Below are 15,233 nucleotides of genomic sequence, written 5' to 3'. Positions count from 1 at the left end.
CGTCACAAACGATCATGATGCTGGTGGCCGTTCCCATGCCCACAGGCGCCCCCATGGAGCACATCCCTCGAAGATCCCGAACTACAGCTGCCGTATCAGAGGGCGAGTCAGACCCGGCGGGAGGCGCTCACCTACATCATCTCTGTCAGAGGGCGATGGACGGTGATCGGGGTGAGCCCGCGTGCGGGGACGTTGCTGTCAGCGCTGCTGTCACCACTCCACCAGATCGTGTCGATCTATAGGATCATGCCCTCATGTCAGTAACCGAGTTCGCCGGCGTGGCCAAGGACAAAGATCGTGGCATCACTTCCAAAGGAGGGCTGTACGAGTTCTGGACCGATGAGGGTGCCCACATCTACCTCCACGACACCGACTTCCGGCGCCTGACCTATGAGCCCGGCAGACCACCGACGTTGGAGCTGGAGTTTCTCTACGAGCCGCAGTGGGCTCCACCCGAACTGTCGAAGACGCCTGTCGTGGTCTTCCGGTTCGAGGATGTCCGCCTCGTCGAGTGGCACGAGGACCAGGAGGGCCATGACTGCGTGAACGCCAATCCTGATGCTCCGCCGGGACAGGTCGGGCAGTTTGACTGGGACGGCACCGACCTGTTCACACTGGATACCTTCATATTGCGCCTGCTTTTTCACGCCCGACGAGCGGAAGTAAGCGTGAGCACGAAGTAGTCCGAGATCCCACCATGACACATCCGCTTCACCCTTAGAACTCATCATTACGAGTGAAGTGGAAGATCGTGGTCCAGGGTCGGCGTTACCGCTTAACCATGTGATGCCATAGGCGACGATCAGGCTATGTGAGGCAGCGTTGCTTGTACTCCGCTGCTGTACAGCAGACTACAGCAACCCGCGTATCCGGTGGCAAGCCGACCCGGAGCGCAGGGCCGTCAGGCCCGAGTACCGGAAGCGGCGCGGTAGCCTGCTCTCCCACTCCGCGCACCCAAGCCTGATGTGATGCAATAGGGCATACGCCATAGTGATGGCAGGACTCCCTAGTCGCCTAGCTCTCGCTTCAGCTCAGCTGCCTTCAACATCTCATTCGATTTCTCATACGCTTTGAGCAACAGCGGCAGGCTAGCTTTTCTGGTTTTGACATTCTTTGTATGCCGAACTGGCTCCAATAGATCGATCACCAAACGATATGCCCCACGCCTGTTGTACATCGACGCAAGCGCATGGCGAGCAATAGCGTCTTGCTTATTCTCCGCATGAGCAACCTGCAGCTTTTCTTCAGCCTCTTTAGTGGCATCCGGATCACCGGAGTCCCGCAGCAATATTCCCCATTCACGGAATATCTTTGCCCGCTCCACCCCGCGGGCCGGCGCATTCGCTCCTGCTATCCTGTACAGCCTCAAGGCTTCCAAGCTGTCCGATCGCTTGTGTCGATAGAATTCAGCAGCATCTCGCGCCGCACGCCAACTTCGTGGATTACGCGATAGGGCCTGCTTATAGAGCCTTTCCGCTGTATCCAGATCGCCGCGTTTCTCGGCAGCGTTGGCCAAGTCAATGAGAGCAGTATCGTCCGAAGTTCTTCCTTGCCTCAATTCACGGACCAAAAGTCGCTCGTCGCTACCAAGGATATCCGTAGCCTCGAACCAGTTCGATAGGCGCCGTTGCGCATTTCGAGCAGCGTTTGTCCTTTTCGCCATATCGCGTCTGGTAAATACGCGCGTGATAGGCAGGGTGGTGAAGCAGTAGTCATTCCGGTCAACATCGAAAACCCGGAATACGATAGTGTCTCCGACGAGATCTTCGATAGCATCCAGAATCTGTGCATCAGGGAGACCAGTCCCCGCGACAACAGCTTCTGTAGGGATGGGCCGTTCGAGTACAGAGAGCGTTTCGAGTACAGCTCGCTCCGCCTGAGAGAGATTATCAAAAATACGGCGGAAAGAAAACTCTAGTAGTTGCTCTCCATGCTGCCTATCACCGATTTGCACATCGGTCTGCGCAAGAAGTTCAGTCACACTCCTACTGCGTGCAGTTCCCCACCGTATTGCTAGCGGGATGCCATCCCACGCCGCCCCTACGAGCTTCGCCTCGAAATCCTTTAGTGCACGCAGGTATCCGTGATTCGGCTCCTTGCTAATCAGTTTAATGAAGTCCACTATTTCTTTATCGCGTAGAGGTGGGATATCTATTGGACGGGAAGCCGTCCTAACGCTATTGCGTCGCGAAGTTACAAGGGCACGAATACCGAGCGGCAAATCGTCGAGGAATTTAATCAGACGCTTATCGTCGACTGTTTCCAAATTATCGACGTAGAGCAATCCCGGCGTATCCTCTAGAAGTGCACGCACTTCTCTCTCGCGCTCTTCAATAGGAAGCTCACGAATCTCCGAAAAGCCTAGGATGTCAGCTATCTGACCGAGTAGGTCCTCATAGCTTGTGAGGGTCGCCTGTAGGCCAAGTATACCCACAGAGCTTAGCTCACGATCCTTCGCCGTAGTGGAGACAATGAAAGAAAAGCTGCCCTCCTCATACGCCCTCAATGCAGCCCACGTGGCAAGGGCGGTTTTCCCCATACCGCCCACACCGATTAGCGATGTAACGGCAACTCTAGGGTCTCGTATAGACTTCTCTATTACTTCTCCCAGCTTTCCCCTATCCAAGAATGATCCGTATTCAGGAGCTAGAATGCGATAGAACGGCTCGTCTACCGCATATTTTTGATCATATGTTGGCACGGCAACGGAGCGAACGAATTGATCCGCTGCAATTGGGTCTAGTTTTTTGGTGCTATCCCCTTCCCGTATCGCAGACCCGTCGCGCTCGAAAAGCTTCTTACCGTCGATGCTGGGAGCAGGTGCCTTAAAACGCACTGGGACGGGGCCGCGAGGGGGAATAAGGGCTATACCCAAATGGCGCTGATCGTCGCTAATATAGTCCCGATAATACTCGACCCAAAATTGATCGCCGAGATACTTGCGTATTTGGTCGTTGAACTTCTTGCTATCAAGCACGCGAGTCGCACCAATGTACGAGAAACTCGTATCTTCTATACCGAAGAGGATCAAGCCTCCTCGATTATTGTGAAACGCCAATACGTCGGCCGCTATATGGGCCCAAGCATTCTCGTTCTTCTTCCCTAGCTCCGGGCAGTCGACCTTAAAATCCCATAGATCCGTCTCAGTTTTGCGGCCAAGGCGCAGAACTGGTGTGCGACCGCGCTCGAAGAGGTAATTGAGGGCGCGACGAACATCCTTCTCGCTGATTGCCCGCGCGATTTCGTCGCGCATCACGTCTCCCTGCTGCACGTTTGGCACGACCACGACCACAGCCCCCGACATCCTACTAGAATTTACCTGAGATAGATTGAAGTTTTGCAGAATGGATGATATGTCCGGCTCGCGGACTGCGACGGAGGTATCACTTCGCGCAACCATAGTTTCCATCACGACCGCACGCGGCTTGTTGACCTCGTCATCACAATGATCGCGCACGGTAGATGGATGAGCCGAGCTTTGCAGTGGTGTAGGGCGCCTGGACGTCGTTCGGTGTTGGCCGTGACCGGCCGAAGCGCCGCAGCACGGCCAGCGGCCGTGCGACGTACGTCGGGCCGCCGCAGGCGGGCCAACCTCGATGCTGTAGGGATATTTCTCATCTGTTGATGCTGCGTCGCATCGACCTGCACGGATGGTAGAACCCTCGGTGTGGATGAGCGGCGGGATCGGTTGCAGACGCTGGGTGCACTGCTGCGGAAGCTGCGCAGGGATGTCGGTCTGACCGGCAAAGATCTCGCACTGCGGGCGCAGGTAGCGCAGCCTACGATCTCTCGCATCGAAACTGGGCAGTTGCTTCCCACGCCTGACACGGTGGAGCGGTTAGTCGCTGCGCTCGGCTTGGACGGTGCTGGGCGTGCCGAGTTGGACGCTCTGCTTGTACGGCTTCGCGAGGAGGTCTCTCGGCTGAAGGGGGGACTCGTTGGTCGTGAGGCGGCGAATGCTGCACGGTTGAGGGCGGGGCATCGGGTCGTGTGCTTCCAGTCAGCCATGGTTCCGTCCCTTTTGCAGACGGCCGAGTATGCGCGGTTGGCGCTCGCCGTCGGGCGAGAAGTTGAGGCCGGCGATGTGGCGAAGGCGGCGGCTGTGCGCGTGGAGGCGCAGGCAGTGCTTTTCGACGGCGCTCGCGAGTTCTCGTTCCTTCTGACCGAGGGTGCCGTACGGACGTGGCCAGGGCCTCCGTCGTTGATGCTGGCGCAGCTCGATCGATTGGGCCAGGTGGCCACGCTGTCCCACGTGAAGCTGGGCGTGGTGCCGTGGGCCGTGAAGGTGCCGGCGTTTCCGTTGCATGGGTTCACGATCTACGACGGCACCGTGAGCGTGGTCGAGAGCTTGACGGGTGATCTCACGTTGACCGGTCCCGACGAGCTGGCCGCTCACGTCGAGACCTTCGAGGCGTTCGCTGGTGTGGCCGCGTATGGGGACGAGCTGCGCAAACTGCTGGAATTCATCGCCGACGACTATCGCCAACTGGTCGAGCGTCTAGAGAAGTGACGCATTTATACGTCGAATAGCTTGAGCTACTTCTAGGCTCGCTCATACGCTGGCGCCATCCGATGTATAGCCCCCTAGACGACGGAGCTTCCCCATGTCGGCCTGGCGCTTCTCCCGTTACTTCCTCGGCTCCGCTCCTTCTGTCACCGAGGCGCGACGCTTCGTGGCCGCACTGCTGCGAGGCTGGCCCGGAGTCAGTGATGCCGAACTCATCGTCAGCGAGCTGGCCACCAACGCGATACGCCACTCCGCCAGCGGGCGTTTCGGAGGACGGTTCCTGGTGAGCGTTCATGCTCATCCAGACCGCCTCTGGATCGGCGTCCTCGATGAGGGTGGACCTTCATCTCCACGGGTCTTCCGGCCATGCCTCGAAGGCGAGGGCGGCCGGGGCCTGCTGGTCGTTGCAAGCCTGGCCCTCGACTGGGGCGTGTGGGGTGACGAGCACGGTCGAACAGTCTGGGCCGTGCTGGACGCGGCGTTGCAGGGAGCGTCTTGCTGATGACCTCCTGTCTGTCGCCTCATCTCCCGTCGCCGCAGGCGTCGTGTGTGAAGCTCGACTGGTACGCCGCTCGTGTGGAGGGACGACCTCGGACGATCGCTTGGACGTGCGACTGCAGAAGCGTCTACTACGAACTGTGCGAGGCCGGCGGCCTCGGCTTCATTCGGCGCGTCGCAAAGGTGGGCCAGGGGGCCGTCGCCGAGACTCATCGTGTACGAGTCGGCGAGTCTCGCGTCATGTGGGCTGCGCTACTTTCGGGCATGGTGCGATGAGCCCGCGGGGCGTCCCTAATCGACGCTCGGCGATTCGGGCAGTTAGCTCAAAGACTGGCGAACTGGTCAAAAACGTACTGTCAAGGGGGATAGACGGCATACCGTCTAGGGGCCTAGACTCGCCCTTAGCGATCAGAGGGGGATCGATGCCGCCGAGTGACGTTGAGCGCATTGCTGCGATAGATGACCCGTTCCAGCTGCTGCGGGTCGCTACTGAGCGTCTCAACGCTGCTCAGCAGGAGGTCGCAGAGCTCTCCCGGCTGCGGCGGCGGGTGATTCAAGAGCTACATGCCCAAGGGCTTTCATACGCACAGATCGCCAAGGAAGCCGGGCTCACCAGAGGCCGGATTCACCAGATCCGGCACACTGGTCCGGCACCTGAAGGGGCTTTTCTCGGTACGAGCACGATCACTCTGGTCACACCGCTCAAGCGTGAAGCCACCAACGCCCGGCCGGTGGTCGCGATGGAAGACGTCACGGCAGCCAAGCGGCTGGAGGACCTTGCCCGCGGCTTCGACCTGCCGGTGGAGCTGGAACACGTTCCGCTAGGCGGGGAGATCGATATCAACCGGCCCAACCTCATCGTGATCTGCGGGCCCAGACTCTCGCCGGTCATGGGCTCGCTGTACGAGTCCGATCCGGTTCTGGAGTGGGTCAAGGACGACGTCTGGACGCTGCATGACAGCCGTACCGGCACCGTGTACCGCTCCGGCTCGGACAGCGAACCAGCTCGTGCCGTCGATTACGCCTACCTAGGACGGCTCGGGCGGCCGGACGGCAAGGGTAATCTCCTGGTGTTCACCGGCATCCACCCTCAAGGCACGCTCGGTGTGGTGCAACTCTTCCAGACCGAGATAGCGACGCTATGGGGTCAGGTGGGCGACAAGCGCTTCTCCACCGTCGTGGGCGTTGAGTACGACCCAGCCACTGGGGAACCGGTCAAGGCGGAGCTTGCCAGCCCTCTGTACAGGCACGAGGAGGATTGAAACGTGCGGGTCACCTTCGTCGCCGAAGCAGTCCCAGGCCGGCCGAACGAGGACTTCGTCGCCGCCACCGCTGACGCGGCCGTCCTCCTCGACGGCGCCGGCACCCCACCCGGGTCCGAGTCCGGCTGCTCTCACGGCGTGGCGTGGTTCTCCCGCAGCCTCGGCTCGACCCTCCTGACCTCCATGGCCCAGGGCACAGGCACCTTGACCGAACTGCTCGCCCAGGGAATCAAGACGGTGGCCTCACTCCATGACGGAACCTGCGACCTGAACCACCCCGGCTCTCCTTCAGCCACGGTCATCATGCTCCGGCACACGAACGACATGCTGGAATGGCTCGTCCTGGCTGACTCCGTCCTCGTCCTGGACGTCGTCAACGCGGCAGAACCCATGGCCATCTGCGATGACCGTGAGGCCCAGGTTGGCGCCCTCCACCGGACCGAGATGGACGCCCTCGCCTCCGGCACCGACGAACACGTCTCCGCCCATCGCCGCTATGTCGAGACGCTGCGCTCCTACCGCAACCGCGACGGTGGCTTCTGGGTAGCCGCCACTGATCCACTCGCGGCCGACCAGGCACTCACCGGCAACATGCCCGCCAACCAGATCCGAGCTGCCGCACTTCTCAGCGACGGCGCATCCCGACTCGTCGACCGCTTCCACCTGCACACGTGGAGCCACGTCCTCGACGTGTTGGAGCAATCCGGCCCTGACGAGGTCATCCGTCAAGTCCGCGCAGCCGAGCACTCAGATCCGCAGGGCGCGCGCTGGCCGCGGGGCAAGACATTCGACGACGCTACCGCGCTCTACTGCCGTTGCTGATAGCGATTCGACGATTTGGCTCGGGTGCACAGCGGTGACTACTGCATCCGTCCCGTACCCGCAACGTCGAAGTTGCCGCAGTGGGCTTCCGCGTTGTGGCCAAGGTGCCGGACGCTAGATCCAGCGACCGGCCACATGTGATCACGGTGAGATCTGCCGCTGCGAAGATCCCTACGTGATGAAGCGACGGATGGTGGCGACTGTTCTCATGGTGGCCGTATCCACGGCGACCGCAGGGCCGGCCGTGCAGGCGGACGCAGTGGTGGATCCGGCCAGTGCCATTCAGCGCCAACTCGTTCCAGGCCATGGGGTGAAGATCGTCCAGCGGGACCGGACGTACTGGTTCGGTGGGTGGTCGACCCTCAAGCCGGTGCGCGGCGTCGTGGGGTTCGGTAAGGGCAAGATCGTGGCGACGGATATGAAGGACCTCAACCTGGGACTTCAGGGCACTCGCAACATCTGCATCGGCAAGCGCGGCTACGAGTCGTACGTCAAGCCTGACCCTGAAGATCCCTTGCCGCCGGGGAAAACCTGGGTCTCTCACGACGGGCGGATGTGCCAGTTCGTGCTGAAATCCGGCTTTGTCGACCTCGCCGACCCGACCACGCTCAGAGCTGTGCTGGCCACCACCACGGGTACGCGGCCCGCGGGCGTGTACGACGGTGTGCGCACCACCTTGTACCAAGGCACCATCACCTTCGCACAACTGAGCAAGGCGAAACCCGGCATGCGCATCGGCTTCCGGAGCAAGCCCACCGGTAAGTACGGCACGTGGAAGGTGTCCTGGCGGTTGTGGATCGGTCGCGACCAACTCGTCCGCAGAGCGTGGAGCTCGTGGCGCGAGCCGAACGATAGCCGTGACAGATCGTTCGACTACGACCCGTACTACGCCTTCGTGGAAGACCTCCGCCTGTCGGACTGGGGGATGAAGGTGCACATCGTGCCGCCGCCAGCCGATGAGACGGTGCCAGTGGAGGAACTGATCGACTGACTCCGAACGCGCGGGAATCGGGGGCGCTGAGAAACTCGGGGTCTCGTGCCGCAATCCAAACTGCCGCGCCAGCTATGACGCAGGGCTTTACAGGGGCGTGGACCCGAGGAAACATCAACCTCTTTGGCTTGTGGGCGTGGGCGCGCCAAGGCCAAGTCCACAACAGGCATGCCCGAGGGTAGTCGAGACGCGCTGACTCGCTGCTTCAGCGAGATCCGTTAGGCATTGATGTTTACCCCCCTAGACAGTTGGGGCAGACTCTGGCTATCGTCCTCTGCATAGCCCCCTAGACAGCTCCTCAAAGCGAAGCGGTCGCAACTGTCTAGGGGGATAGACAAAGGAGGTGGTGGACGATGGCACTTCAGGGACCGATCCCTGTGACGTTCGAGATGGTCTTCCCGCACGGCTGCTACATCGTCGGGGAGGTCGCGCCGGTCAAGGACTTCGACGCCTCGACCAATGGGCGGTTCGTGCAGGCACGGGACAAGCAGGCCGGGGAGCTGGTCTGGCAGGTCTCCGTCATGGACGCGGACCCGACGGTCAAGGCCGCACAGAAGACGGTCGCAGTGAAGATCCTCTCGCCCGTGCAGCCTGTTCCGCCGGCGCCTATGCCGGGGCTGCCGTTCACGCCGGTCGAGTTCGACCAGATGACCGTCACGCCGTACGTGAACGCCAACGGTCGACTCGCCTACTCGATCCGGGTTCGTGAGATGCGGGCTCCGCGACCGGTCGGTAAGCCCAGCTCTGCGAAGGACGCGGCGTGATGGGCCGGCGGGGGCAGGGTCGGCCGACGGGCGTGATCACTCTCAACACCGGTTCCGGCGCGGTCGCCGAGAACCACGCCTACCAGCTTCGCACTCCGGTCCTGGCGCTGGTGTTCGGGCTGGTCCAGGTACAGGTCACCACGGGTGCGTCGGACCGGGTCACGGCGGCCGAGGTGGAGTTCGCTCGGCAGCTCGCCAAGCAGGCACAGGACTTTGCACGGTGTGTGGAGCGGATCCATCGGCGCGGGGTGACGGCGGCATGAGGAAGCTCGGGCCGTACACCTACGTGACGCTCTCGATGAAGCCGGACTCCGTGCCTCGCCTCGCTGTTTCCTTCCACACGGCCGACCTGCGCATCCGCGCCGGTGTGCTCGACAACCCGCGTCCGTACCTGGAGATCTGCTCCCCCGAGGCGGACGTGGTGATCTCGACCACCGGGGCCGGCCACGTCACCCATGCCGACCTCCACAACGCCCGTCAACTTTTCGACGCTGCTGCTCGCTACCTCGCCGACTGCGAGCGGCTGCACTCCGAACAGTCGGCCAAGAACGCCCCAGATGCGGCGGTCTGACACGCAAGCGGGGCCGCAGGAAGCGGCAACTTCCGGCGGCCCCTCGGTCTCCGCACACTCCAAATGCTTGGAAGGACTCCAGCCTAATGCTCAAGAAGATGCCTGGCGAAGAGCCACATCGCATCGTCTCGACCACCCCTGATACGGCGGTGGTCTTCAAACCGACCGTCCTCAAGACGCCCGCGATCGTCACGCTCGTCATCTTCGGGTGGCGGGCCATTGCGAGTCTGGTCCGCACAGTGTGGCGGCATCCGGTCGCCCTGCTGGTCACCACCGTCCCGTGCGTACTGTGCGCTCTGCACGGGTGGCGCGTCGCGCTGCTCCTCGTCACGCCCGTGCTCGCCAGTCTCGTTGTCTGGTGCTTCCTCGACCGGGTCAGCTTCGCCCGCTGGATCGGCTGGCGGCTGCTGGCCTGGTGGCGGCTCGTCTGGGTCTACCGGCGGCACTGGCAACCGGTGATGATCATCTCTGGTCTCGGCAGGTACGTTCGAGGACGGGACTACCTGCCCAGGCTGGGCAAGGTCACCTGCACCTCGTGGGCCGACCTGGTCACCGTGAGGATGCTCAACGGGCAGGCGGTCAAGGACTGGGCCGACCGTATCGACAACCTCGCTCAGGGCTTCGGCGCGATGTCCTGTCGCGTGTCGGTCCTCAAGGGCGGGCGGTTGCTGCTCACCTTCCCTCGGTCTGATCCGCTCTCTGTCCCGCTGTCCGCCGTGCCGATCCCGGACACGCACACGGCAGGCCCTATCGAGGTCGGCAAGCAGGAAGACGGGCGACCGTGGTTCCTCAAGGTGCACGGCACTCACGTCCTGGTCGCAGGTGCCACCGGGGCCGGTAAAGGCTCGATCATCTGGTCCACGATCCGCGGGCTCCTGCCTGCCGTCAGGGCGGGGCTTGTCGAAATCTGGGCTCTCGACCCCAAGCTGATGGAGCTGTCCTTCGGGCGGGCTCTCTTCGAGGCACGCTACGCCGCCGATCCGGCCGACTGCGCCGACCTGCTGGACGACGCCGTCAAGGTCATGCAGGCCCGCGCTGCTCGCTTCGCCGGCCACCAGCGATCCCACATACCGACCGTCGACGATCCCTTCGTCCTGGTGCTCGTCGACGAGGTGGCCTTCCTCACCGCATACCAATCCGACAAGGAGCTGCGGCGGCGCATCTCCGCTGCTCTGGCAACGCTCACCACTCAGGGCCGTGCCGTCGGAGTCGGCGTCATGGCGGCGCTGCAGGACCCGCGCAAGGAGGTCATGAACATACGAAACCTGTTCCCGGACAAGATCGCGCTTCGCCTCGACGAATCGGAACAGGTGGACATGGTGCTCGGCGAGGGCGCGCGGGACCGTGGGGCGCTGGCCGACCAGATTTCTCCTCGTCCGGAACGCGGTGCGGGAGTCGGTTACGTCCGGCTGGAGACCTCACCCGACCCGATCCGGGTCCGCGCGGCTTACGTCTCCGACGACGACATCCGCGACATGGTCGCCGAGTTCGCCGGTGAGGCCGCATGACCTTCGCCCACTTCCTCGACGGCCTGCGCTGCGCCGAATGCGGCGCCCTCGACGTCCTGCGGCTCGACCCGGTCCGCGCCCTGGTCGAGTGCACCGAGTGCGGAACCTCCGCGCTCATCGTCCCCGAGATCGGAAAGGAGGTCCGTTGAACAGTCCACACCAGCCAACGGAGATCCGGGGAGAAGCGGCGGCAGTCTCGATCTCCCGCCGCTCCACCCCTCGCGCGCTCCGCATGGCTCAACCGCTCGCCAGAGAAGTCGCCGAAGAGGTCGCCAAGCTCAACGGCGTCTGCGTTCGGCCTGTCGCTCTCCGGCGACTCGACATCGTCACAGGCAAGGAAGAAATCATCGATGCCCCATGCGGGGCGACGCTGGAGAGCAAGTGTCCTTCCTGCGCCAAGCGCAACCGGCAACTCCGCATGGCGCAGTGCCGAGAAGGCTGGCACCTCGCCGAAGAACCTGTCGTAAGCCCAGACGCGGCCACCGAGGAACAGTGCTGGCTCATCGAGTTCCGTGCGGACATGCAGGCTCGACGCGATGCAGCTGCGAAGGACAGTGAGGACACCTCTGACTGGGACGCGGTTCTCGTCGGTCTCGATGAGGAGATCAACACTGCGGGGATGCGGGGTCACGTGTGCGGCCGGACCGCGCCCAAGCGGGTGCGTTCCACCAGGCGACGGCAGGACGCACCGGATCTGCCCAGGCGCAAGATGACCAACACGACCCTCGGGCGAACCTTCGAGTCTGCGGACGGGAGGGTCTACCGGCCCTCGCTCTTCGTGACGCTCACGCTTCCCTCGTACGGCAGGGTTCGTGACGGCGTGCCGGTCAATCCAGAGACCTATGACTACGGGCGGGCGGCCCGCGATGCACTGCACTTCTCCAAGCTGGTCGATCGGTTCGTTCAGAACCTCCGCCGTGTGGCCGGCTACGACGTGCAGTACTTCGCCAGCGTGGAGCCTCAGAAGCGGCTTGCGCCCCATCTGCACATGGCGATCAGGGGCACCCTGCCGCGTGCAGAGGTCAAGCAGATAGCTGCGGCGACCTATCACCAGGTGTGGTGGCCGCCCTGCGATCAAGTCCGCTTCGAGGGCGAGCACCTGCCTACCTGGCAGGACGATGTCGGCTACCTCGATCCCAACACCGGTGAGGTCCTGCCTTCCTGGGACCAGGCCCTCGACGAGCTCGACCAGGACGACACGGCCGAACCCCTACATGTGGTCCGCTTCGGCAATCAGGTCGACGTCAAGGGCGTGCTCGCCGGAACCCCGAACGCCGACCAGTGCATTCGCTACCTGTCCAAGTACCTGACCAAGAGCCTCGGCGACAACCTCAACGGCCGGGCTCAGCGGGAGCATGCGGCCCGCTTTGTCGAGGCCCTGCGTTACGAGCCTTGCTCGCCGACCTGCCCGAACTGGCTGCGGTACGGAGTGCAGCCCAAGGGAGCCAAGGCTGGCATGGCTCCCGGGCGGTGCCGCTCCAAGGCCCACAAGCCCGAGCATCTCGGCTACGCGGGTCGTCGCGTCCTCGTCTCTCGGAAGTGGTCCAACAAGACCCTCACCGAACACAAGCAGGACCGCCGCACCTGGGTCTTGGAAGCGCTCGGGCAGGCCGACGAACCGACCGACCCGCACCGCTACGTCTGGAGACAGGTCAAGCCCGGTGATCCGGATCTCGTCCCCATCGGCGTCCGGTTGCTCCGGAGCGTCGCCGAACGTCAGCGCTGGCGCGCTCACCTGCGGGAGCTGGAAGCCAGAGCCAACGGCCAAGATCCTTCGGCAACTGGAGAGGAGGCAGCGTAGTGGACAAGCTTCTGAACGTGGAGGAGGCCGCGGAACTCCTCAACACCTCCCCTCGCTTCGTCCGGCGGTTGATCGCCGAACGGCGCATCGAGTTCGTCAAGCTCGGCAGGCCGGTACGCATCCGCGAGTCGGCCGTGATTGCGTACGTCGTCGCCGGCACCGTCGCACCCATGCACGCGACCGACGCCGTTCCGGCATCGGGGAGGGCTGCCTGATGGCGAACAAGGACGGCCACCGGCGTTTCGGCAACCTCCGCAAGCTCCCCTCGGGCCGGTTCCAGATCCGCTATCCCGGGCCAGACGGACGGCTGCACACCGGAGCAACGACGTACGCCACCAAGACGGACGCTGACCGAGCGCTCACGCTCATCGAGGCTCAGATGATCTCGGGGGAGTGGACGGACCCGGATCGCGGCAAGATCCAGCTCGCCGACTACGCCCGTGCGTGGATCAAGGAACGACCGGGGCTGCGGCCGAAGACGGTGGAGCTGTATACCTGGCTCCTCGAACGCCATATCGTTCCGACGCTCGGCGGGGTCGCGGTCGGCAAGCTGTCTGCCCAGATGATCCGCACCTGGCGCTCTGATCTTCTCGGCAACGGCGTGTCGGTCTCGACCGCGGCCAAGGCGTATCGCCTGCTGCGGGCGGTGCTGATGACGGCTGTCGAAGAGGACAAGCTGATCGCTCGGAACCCATGCCGGATCAAGGGCGCCGACAACGAGCACACTCCGGAGCGGCCCGTCCTCACCGTGACCCAGGTCTTCGAGCTGGCGGACCGGATGGCAGACCGGCGATTCAAGGCCCTGGTGCTGCTGGCCACTTTCGCGAGCCTGCGCTGGGGAGAGGTGATCGCGCTCCGCCGTAGGAGCATCGACCTCGACGCCCGGACGGTGCAGGTTCGCGAACAGCTCGTCGAGCTCGACGGTGGCGAGATGCGTCTGGGCCCGCCCAAATCCCGGGCTGGCAAGCGCATGATCAGCATCCCCTCAGCCATCATTCCCACTCTGGTTGAGCACCTCACTACCTACGTCGACCAGACCGACGACGCCTTCGTCTTCCTCGGCAAGCGCGGCGCGTTCCTGCGCGGCGGCAACTTCCGGCGCGATGCCGAGTGGGCGGAAGCGCTCAAGGAGATGGGTCTACAGGGCCTGCACTTCCATGATCTTCGGCACACCGGGAACACCCTCGCGGCTCAATCCGGCGCGAGCCTGGCGGACCTCAAAGCGCGCATGGGACATGACAGCGACCGAGCAGCGCTGATCTACCAGCACGCCACGCGCGACGCGGACCAGCGAATCGCCGACGCGCTAAGCGCTCGCGTACAGGCCGAACAACAGAAGATCGCCAAGGGCTAATGGCACGTTAATGGCACGAACGCCCCGCCACATGATCAGTGGCGGGGCGTTTCCCTGGTGGAGCCTAGGAGATTCGAACTCCTGACTTCCTGCTTGCAAAGCAGGCGCTCTGCCAACTGAGCTAAGGCCCCTTCGACGAAGATAGCTTACCGGGCGGACGAAGCTACCTGCGTCGTACCAAGGTCATCGCTCAGTACCAAACCAGGGAACTCGGCGATCGAGTCAAGGATGTGGGTCGCGCCGCCCTTCAGGAGGCGCTCCCGGCTGTGGACCCCGGTCATAACCCCCGCCACGATCGACGCCCCGGCGCGCCTGCCGCAGAGCATGTCGCTTTCCGAGTCGCCGATGACGGCCACCTGGCGGACGTCCTCCGCTCCCACGCGCAGCACCGCGTGCAGGACCATGTCCGGCCAGGGGCGGCCGCGGCCGCCGGCGTCTTCGGGGGAGATGGCGAGGTCGATCTTGTCGTGCCAGCCGAGCACGCTCAGGATGCGGCTCAGGGTGGTGCGGCTGAAACCGGTGATCAGGGCGAGCTTGATGCCGGTGCCGCGGAGTTTGTCGAGGACCTCCAGGACTCCGGGCATGGGTACGAGACCCGCCCGCTCCAGGGTGCCCTCGTAGGAGCGCTCGAACGTCAGGTTCGCCGCTTGCGCCTGGGCCTCGTTTCCGGGGAAGATCCCTCGGAAGACATCGATCTTGGGACAGCCCCGGGACCGGTGCACGTGAACCATGGCACGCGCGTACGCTCCGGTCCCGGGCACAATGCCCTGGGTCGCGATCGCCTCGGCGAAGGCGCGCTCGACCATGGCGATGTCACCGACTGTGGTGCCTGCCAGGTCCAGGCACACCAGCTTTATGGGGACGACGTCACTCATCGCCTCGCCGGTCGGTTAGTTCTCGCTGCCGGTCGCCTCGGTCCAGAGATCGAGCTCTGCGCGGTCGGCCTGCACCTTACGCCAGATCAGCAACCCCCCAAGGGCGATCAGCGCCAGAACGAGCAGCTTCTTCACGGTGTGACCCCACTTCTTCGACGGCCTCACCTGCCGGGGTGAGACCCAACGGTTGACATGCAGCCTAGCAAGGGATGGCTGCGCTCCCTGTGTTGCGCACGGACCACATGCGCGGAATGTGCGGAGAACGAGTGGTCAGCCCCAG

General features: G+C 63.4%; 17 protein-coding genes and 1 tRNA gene. 14 read left to right on the top strand and 4 right to left on the bottom strand.

Annotation, left to right across the window (positions count from 1 at the left end; genetic code table 11):
• Nucleotides 1-254 precede the first annotated feature (254 nt).
• A complete protein-coding gene (locus ACIBQ1_RS60145; protein WP_397292412.1) occupies nucleotides 255-683 on the top strand; it encodes a hypothetical protein in 429 nt (142 codons plus the stop codon).
• A 323-nt stretch (nucleotides 684-1,006) separates the two neighbouring features.
• On the opposite strand, the gene ACIBQ1_RS60140 is transcribed toward ACIBQ1_RS60145, so the two are convergent.
• The gene (locus ACIBQ1_RS60140; RefSeq protein WP_397292410.1) at nucleotides 1,007-3,253 is read right to left on the bottom strand and encodes an RNA-binding domain-containing protein; all 2,247 of its coding nucleotides are present in this window, start codon (nucleotides 3,251-3,253) and stop codon (nucleotides 1,007-1,009) included.
• Between the two features lie 414 nt (nucleotides 3,254-3,667).
• Here ACIBQ1_RS60140 and ACIBQ1_RS60135 point away from each other — a divergent pair, with 414 nt between their 5' ends.
• From ACIBQ1_RS60135 to ACIBQ1_RS60075, 13 genes are all read left to right on the top strand, one after another.
• On the top strand, nucleotides 3,668-4,510 hold the full coding sequence (locus ACIBQ1_RS60135) for a helix-turn-helix domain-containing protein (protein ID WP_397292408.1): 843 nt from the start codon (nucleotides 3,668-3,670) through the stop codon (nucleotides 4,508-4,510).
• 94 nt (nucleotides 4,511-4,604) lie between these two features.
• Nucleotides 4,605-5,009: an ATP-binding protein gene (locus tag ACIBQ1_RS60130; protein ID WP_397292406.1), complete on the top strand. Its 405-nt coding sequence runs from the start codon at nucleotides 4,605-4,607 to the stop codon at nucleotides 5,007-5,009.
• 418 nt (nucleotides 5,010-5,427) lie between these two features.
• Nucleotides 5,428-6,267 (top strand): sigma factor-like helix-turn-helix DNA-binding protein, encoded by an 840-nt coding sequence (locus tag ACIBQ1_RS60125; protein WP_397292405.1) that lies wholly within the window; start codon nucleotides 5,428-5,430, stop codon nucleotides 6,265-6,267.
• Nucleotides 6,268-6,270: 3 nt separating this feature from the next.
• Entirely contained in the window at nucleotides 6,271-7,089 is an 819-nt protein-coding gene (locus ACIBQ1_RS60120; RefSeq protein WP_397292403.1) for a protein phosphatase 2C domain-containing protein, read from the top strand.
• 175 nt (nucleotides 7,090-7,264) lie between these two features.
• A complete protein-coding gene (locus tag ACIBQ1_RS60115) occupies nucleotides 7,265-8,080 on the top strand; it encodes a hypothetical protein (RefSeq protein WP_397292402.1) in 816 nt (271 codons plus the stop codon).
• Between the two features lie 353 nt (nucleotides 8,081-8,433).
• Nucleotides 8,434-8,844 (top strand): plasmid replication, integration and excision activator, encoded by a 411-nt coding sequence (locus ACIBQ1_RS60110; RefSeq protein ID WP_397292400.1) that lies wholly within the window; start codon nucleotides 8,434-8,436, stop codon nucleotides 8,842-8,844.
• Nucleotides 8,845-8,876: 32 nt separating this feature from the next.
• Nucleotides 8,877-9,107 carry a hypothetical protein gene (locus tag ACIBQ1_RS60105; RefSeq protein WP_397292399.1) on the top strand — a complete coding sequence of 77 codons (231 nt, stop codon included), beginning with the start codon at nucleotides 8,877-8,879 and terminating at the stop codon, nucleotides 9,105-9,107.
• Nucleotides 9,104-9,415 carry a hypothetical protein gene (locus tag ACIBQ1_RS60100; RefSeq protein ID WP_397292398.1) on the top strand — a complete coding sequence of 104 codons (312 nt, stop codon included), beginning with the start codon at nucleotides 9,104-9,106 and terminating at the stop codon, nucleotides 9,413-9,415. The genes ACIBQ1_RS60105 and ACIBQ1_RS60100 overlap by 4 nt, the downstream gene beginning before the upstream one ends.
• An 86-nt stretch (nucleotides 9,416-9,501) precedes the next feature.
• The gene (locus ACIBQ1_RS60095) at nucleotides 9,502-10,923 is read left to right on the top strand and encodes an FtsK/SpoIIIE domain-containing protein (RefSeq protein WP_397292396.1); all 1,422 of its coding nucleotides are present in this window, start codon (nucleotides 9,502-9,504) and stop codon (nucleotides 10,921-10,923) included.
• Complete coding sequence (locus tag ACIBQ1_RS60090) at nucleotides 10,920-11,072, top strand: hypothetical protein (RefSeq protein WP_397292395.1); 153 nt, start codon at nucleotides 10,920-10,922, stop codon at nucleotides 11,070-11,072. Before ACIBQ1_RS60095 ends, ACIBQ1_RS60090 begins: the two co-directional genes overlap by 4 nt.
• 83 nt (nucleotides 11,073-11,155) lie before the next feature.
• Nucleotides 11,156-12,724, top strand: coding sequence for a replication initiator (locus ACIBQ1_RS60085; RefSeq protein WP_397292413.1), 1,569 nt, complete (start codon nucleotides 11,156-11,158; stop codon nucleotides 12,722-12,724).
• On the top strand, nucleotides 12,724-12,939 hold the full coding sequence (locus ACIBQ1_RS60080) for a helix-turn-helix domain-containing protein (RefSeq protein ID WP_397292394.1): 216 nt from the start codon (nucleotides 12,724-12,726) through the stop codon (nucleotides 12,937-12,939). The genes ACIBQ1_RS60085 and ACIBQ1_RS60080 overlap by 1 nt, the downstream gene beginning before the upstream one ends.
• Nucleotides 12,939-14,078, top strand: coding sequence for a tyrosine-type recombinase/integrase (locus tag ACIBQ1_RS60075; protein WP_397292392.1), 1,140 nt, complete (start codon nucleotides 12,939-12,941; stop codon nucleotides 14,076-14,078). Before ACIBQ1_RS60080 ends, ACIBQ1_RS60075 begins: the two co-directional genes overlap by 1 nt.
• Before the next feature lie 55 nt (nucleotides 14,079-14,133).
• Here the strand turns inward: ACIBQ1_RS60075 and ACIBQ1_RS60070 are convergent.
• The 3 genes from ACIBQ1_RS60070 to ACIBQ1_RS60060 all read right to left on the bottom strand — a co-directional run bounded on the left by ACIBQ1_RS60070 (nucleotide 14,134) and on the right by ACIBQ1_RS60060 (nucleotide 15,088).
• A tRNA-Ala gene (locus ACIBQ1_RS60070) sits at nucleotides 14,134-14,209 on the bottom strand.
• Nucleotides 14,210-14,224: 15 nt separating this feature from the next.
• The gene (locus ACIBQ1_RS60065; RefSeq protein WP_397292391.1) at nucleotides 14,225-14,953 is read right to left on the bottom strand and encodes an HAD-IA family hydrolase; all 729 of its coding nucleotides are present in this window, start codon (nucleotides 14,951-14,953) and stop codon (nucleotides 14,225-14,227) included.
• 15 nt (nucleotides 14,954-14,968) lie between these two features.
• Complete coding sequence (locus tag ACIBQ1_RS60060) at nucleotides 14,969-15,088, bottom strand: DLW-39 family protein (RefSeq protein ID WP_020542320.1); 120 nt, start codon at nucleotides 15,086-15,088, stop codon at nucleotides 14,969-14,971.
• Between the last annotated feature and the right edge of the window lie 145 nt (nucleotides 15,089-15,233).

Origin of the sequence: Nonomuraea sp. NPDC050153 (genome assembly GCF_044460125.1) — a bacterium.
In the GTDB taxonomy this organism is placed as follows: domain Bacteria; phylum Actinomycetota; class Actinomycetes; order Streptosporangiales; family Streptosporangiaceae; genus Nonomuraea.
The sequence above is the reverse complement of the archived record's forward strand: the minus strand, read 5'-3'. Positions and strand labels throughout refer to the sequence as shown.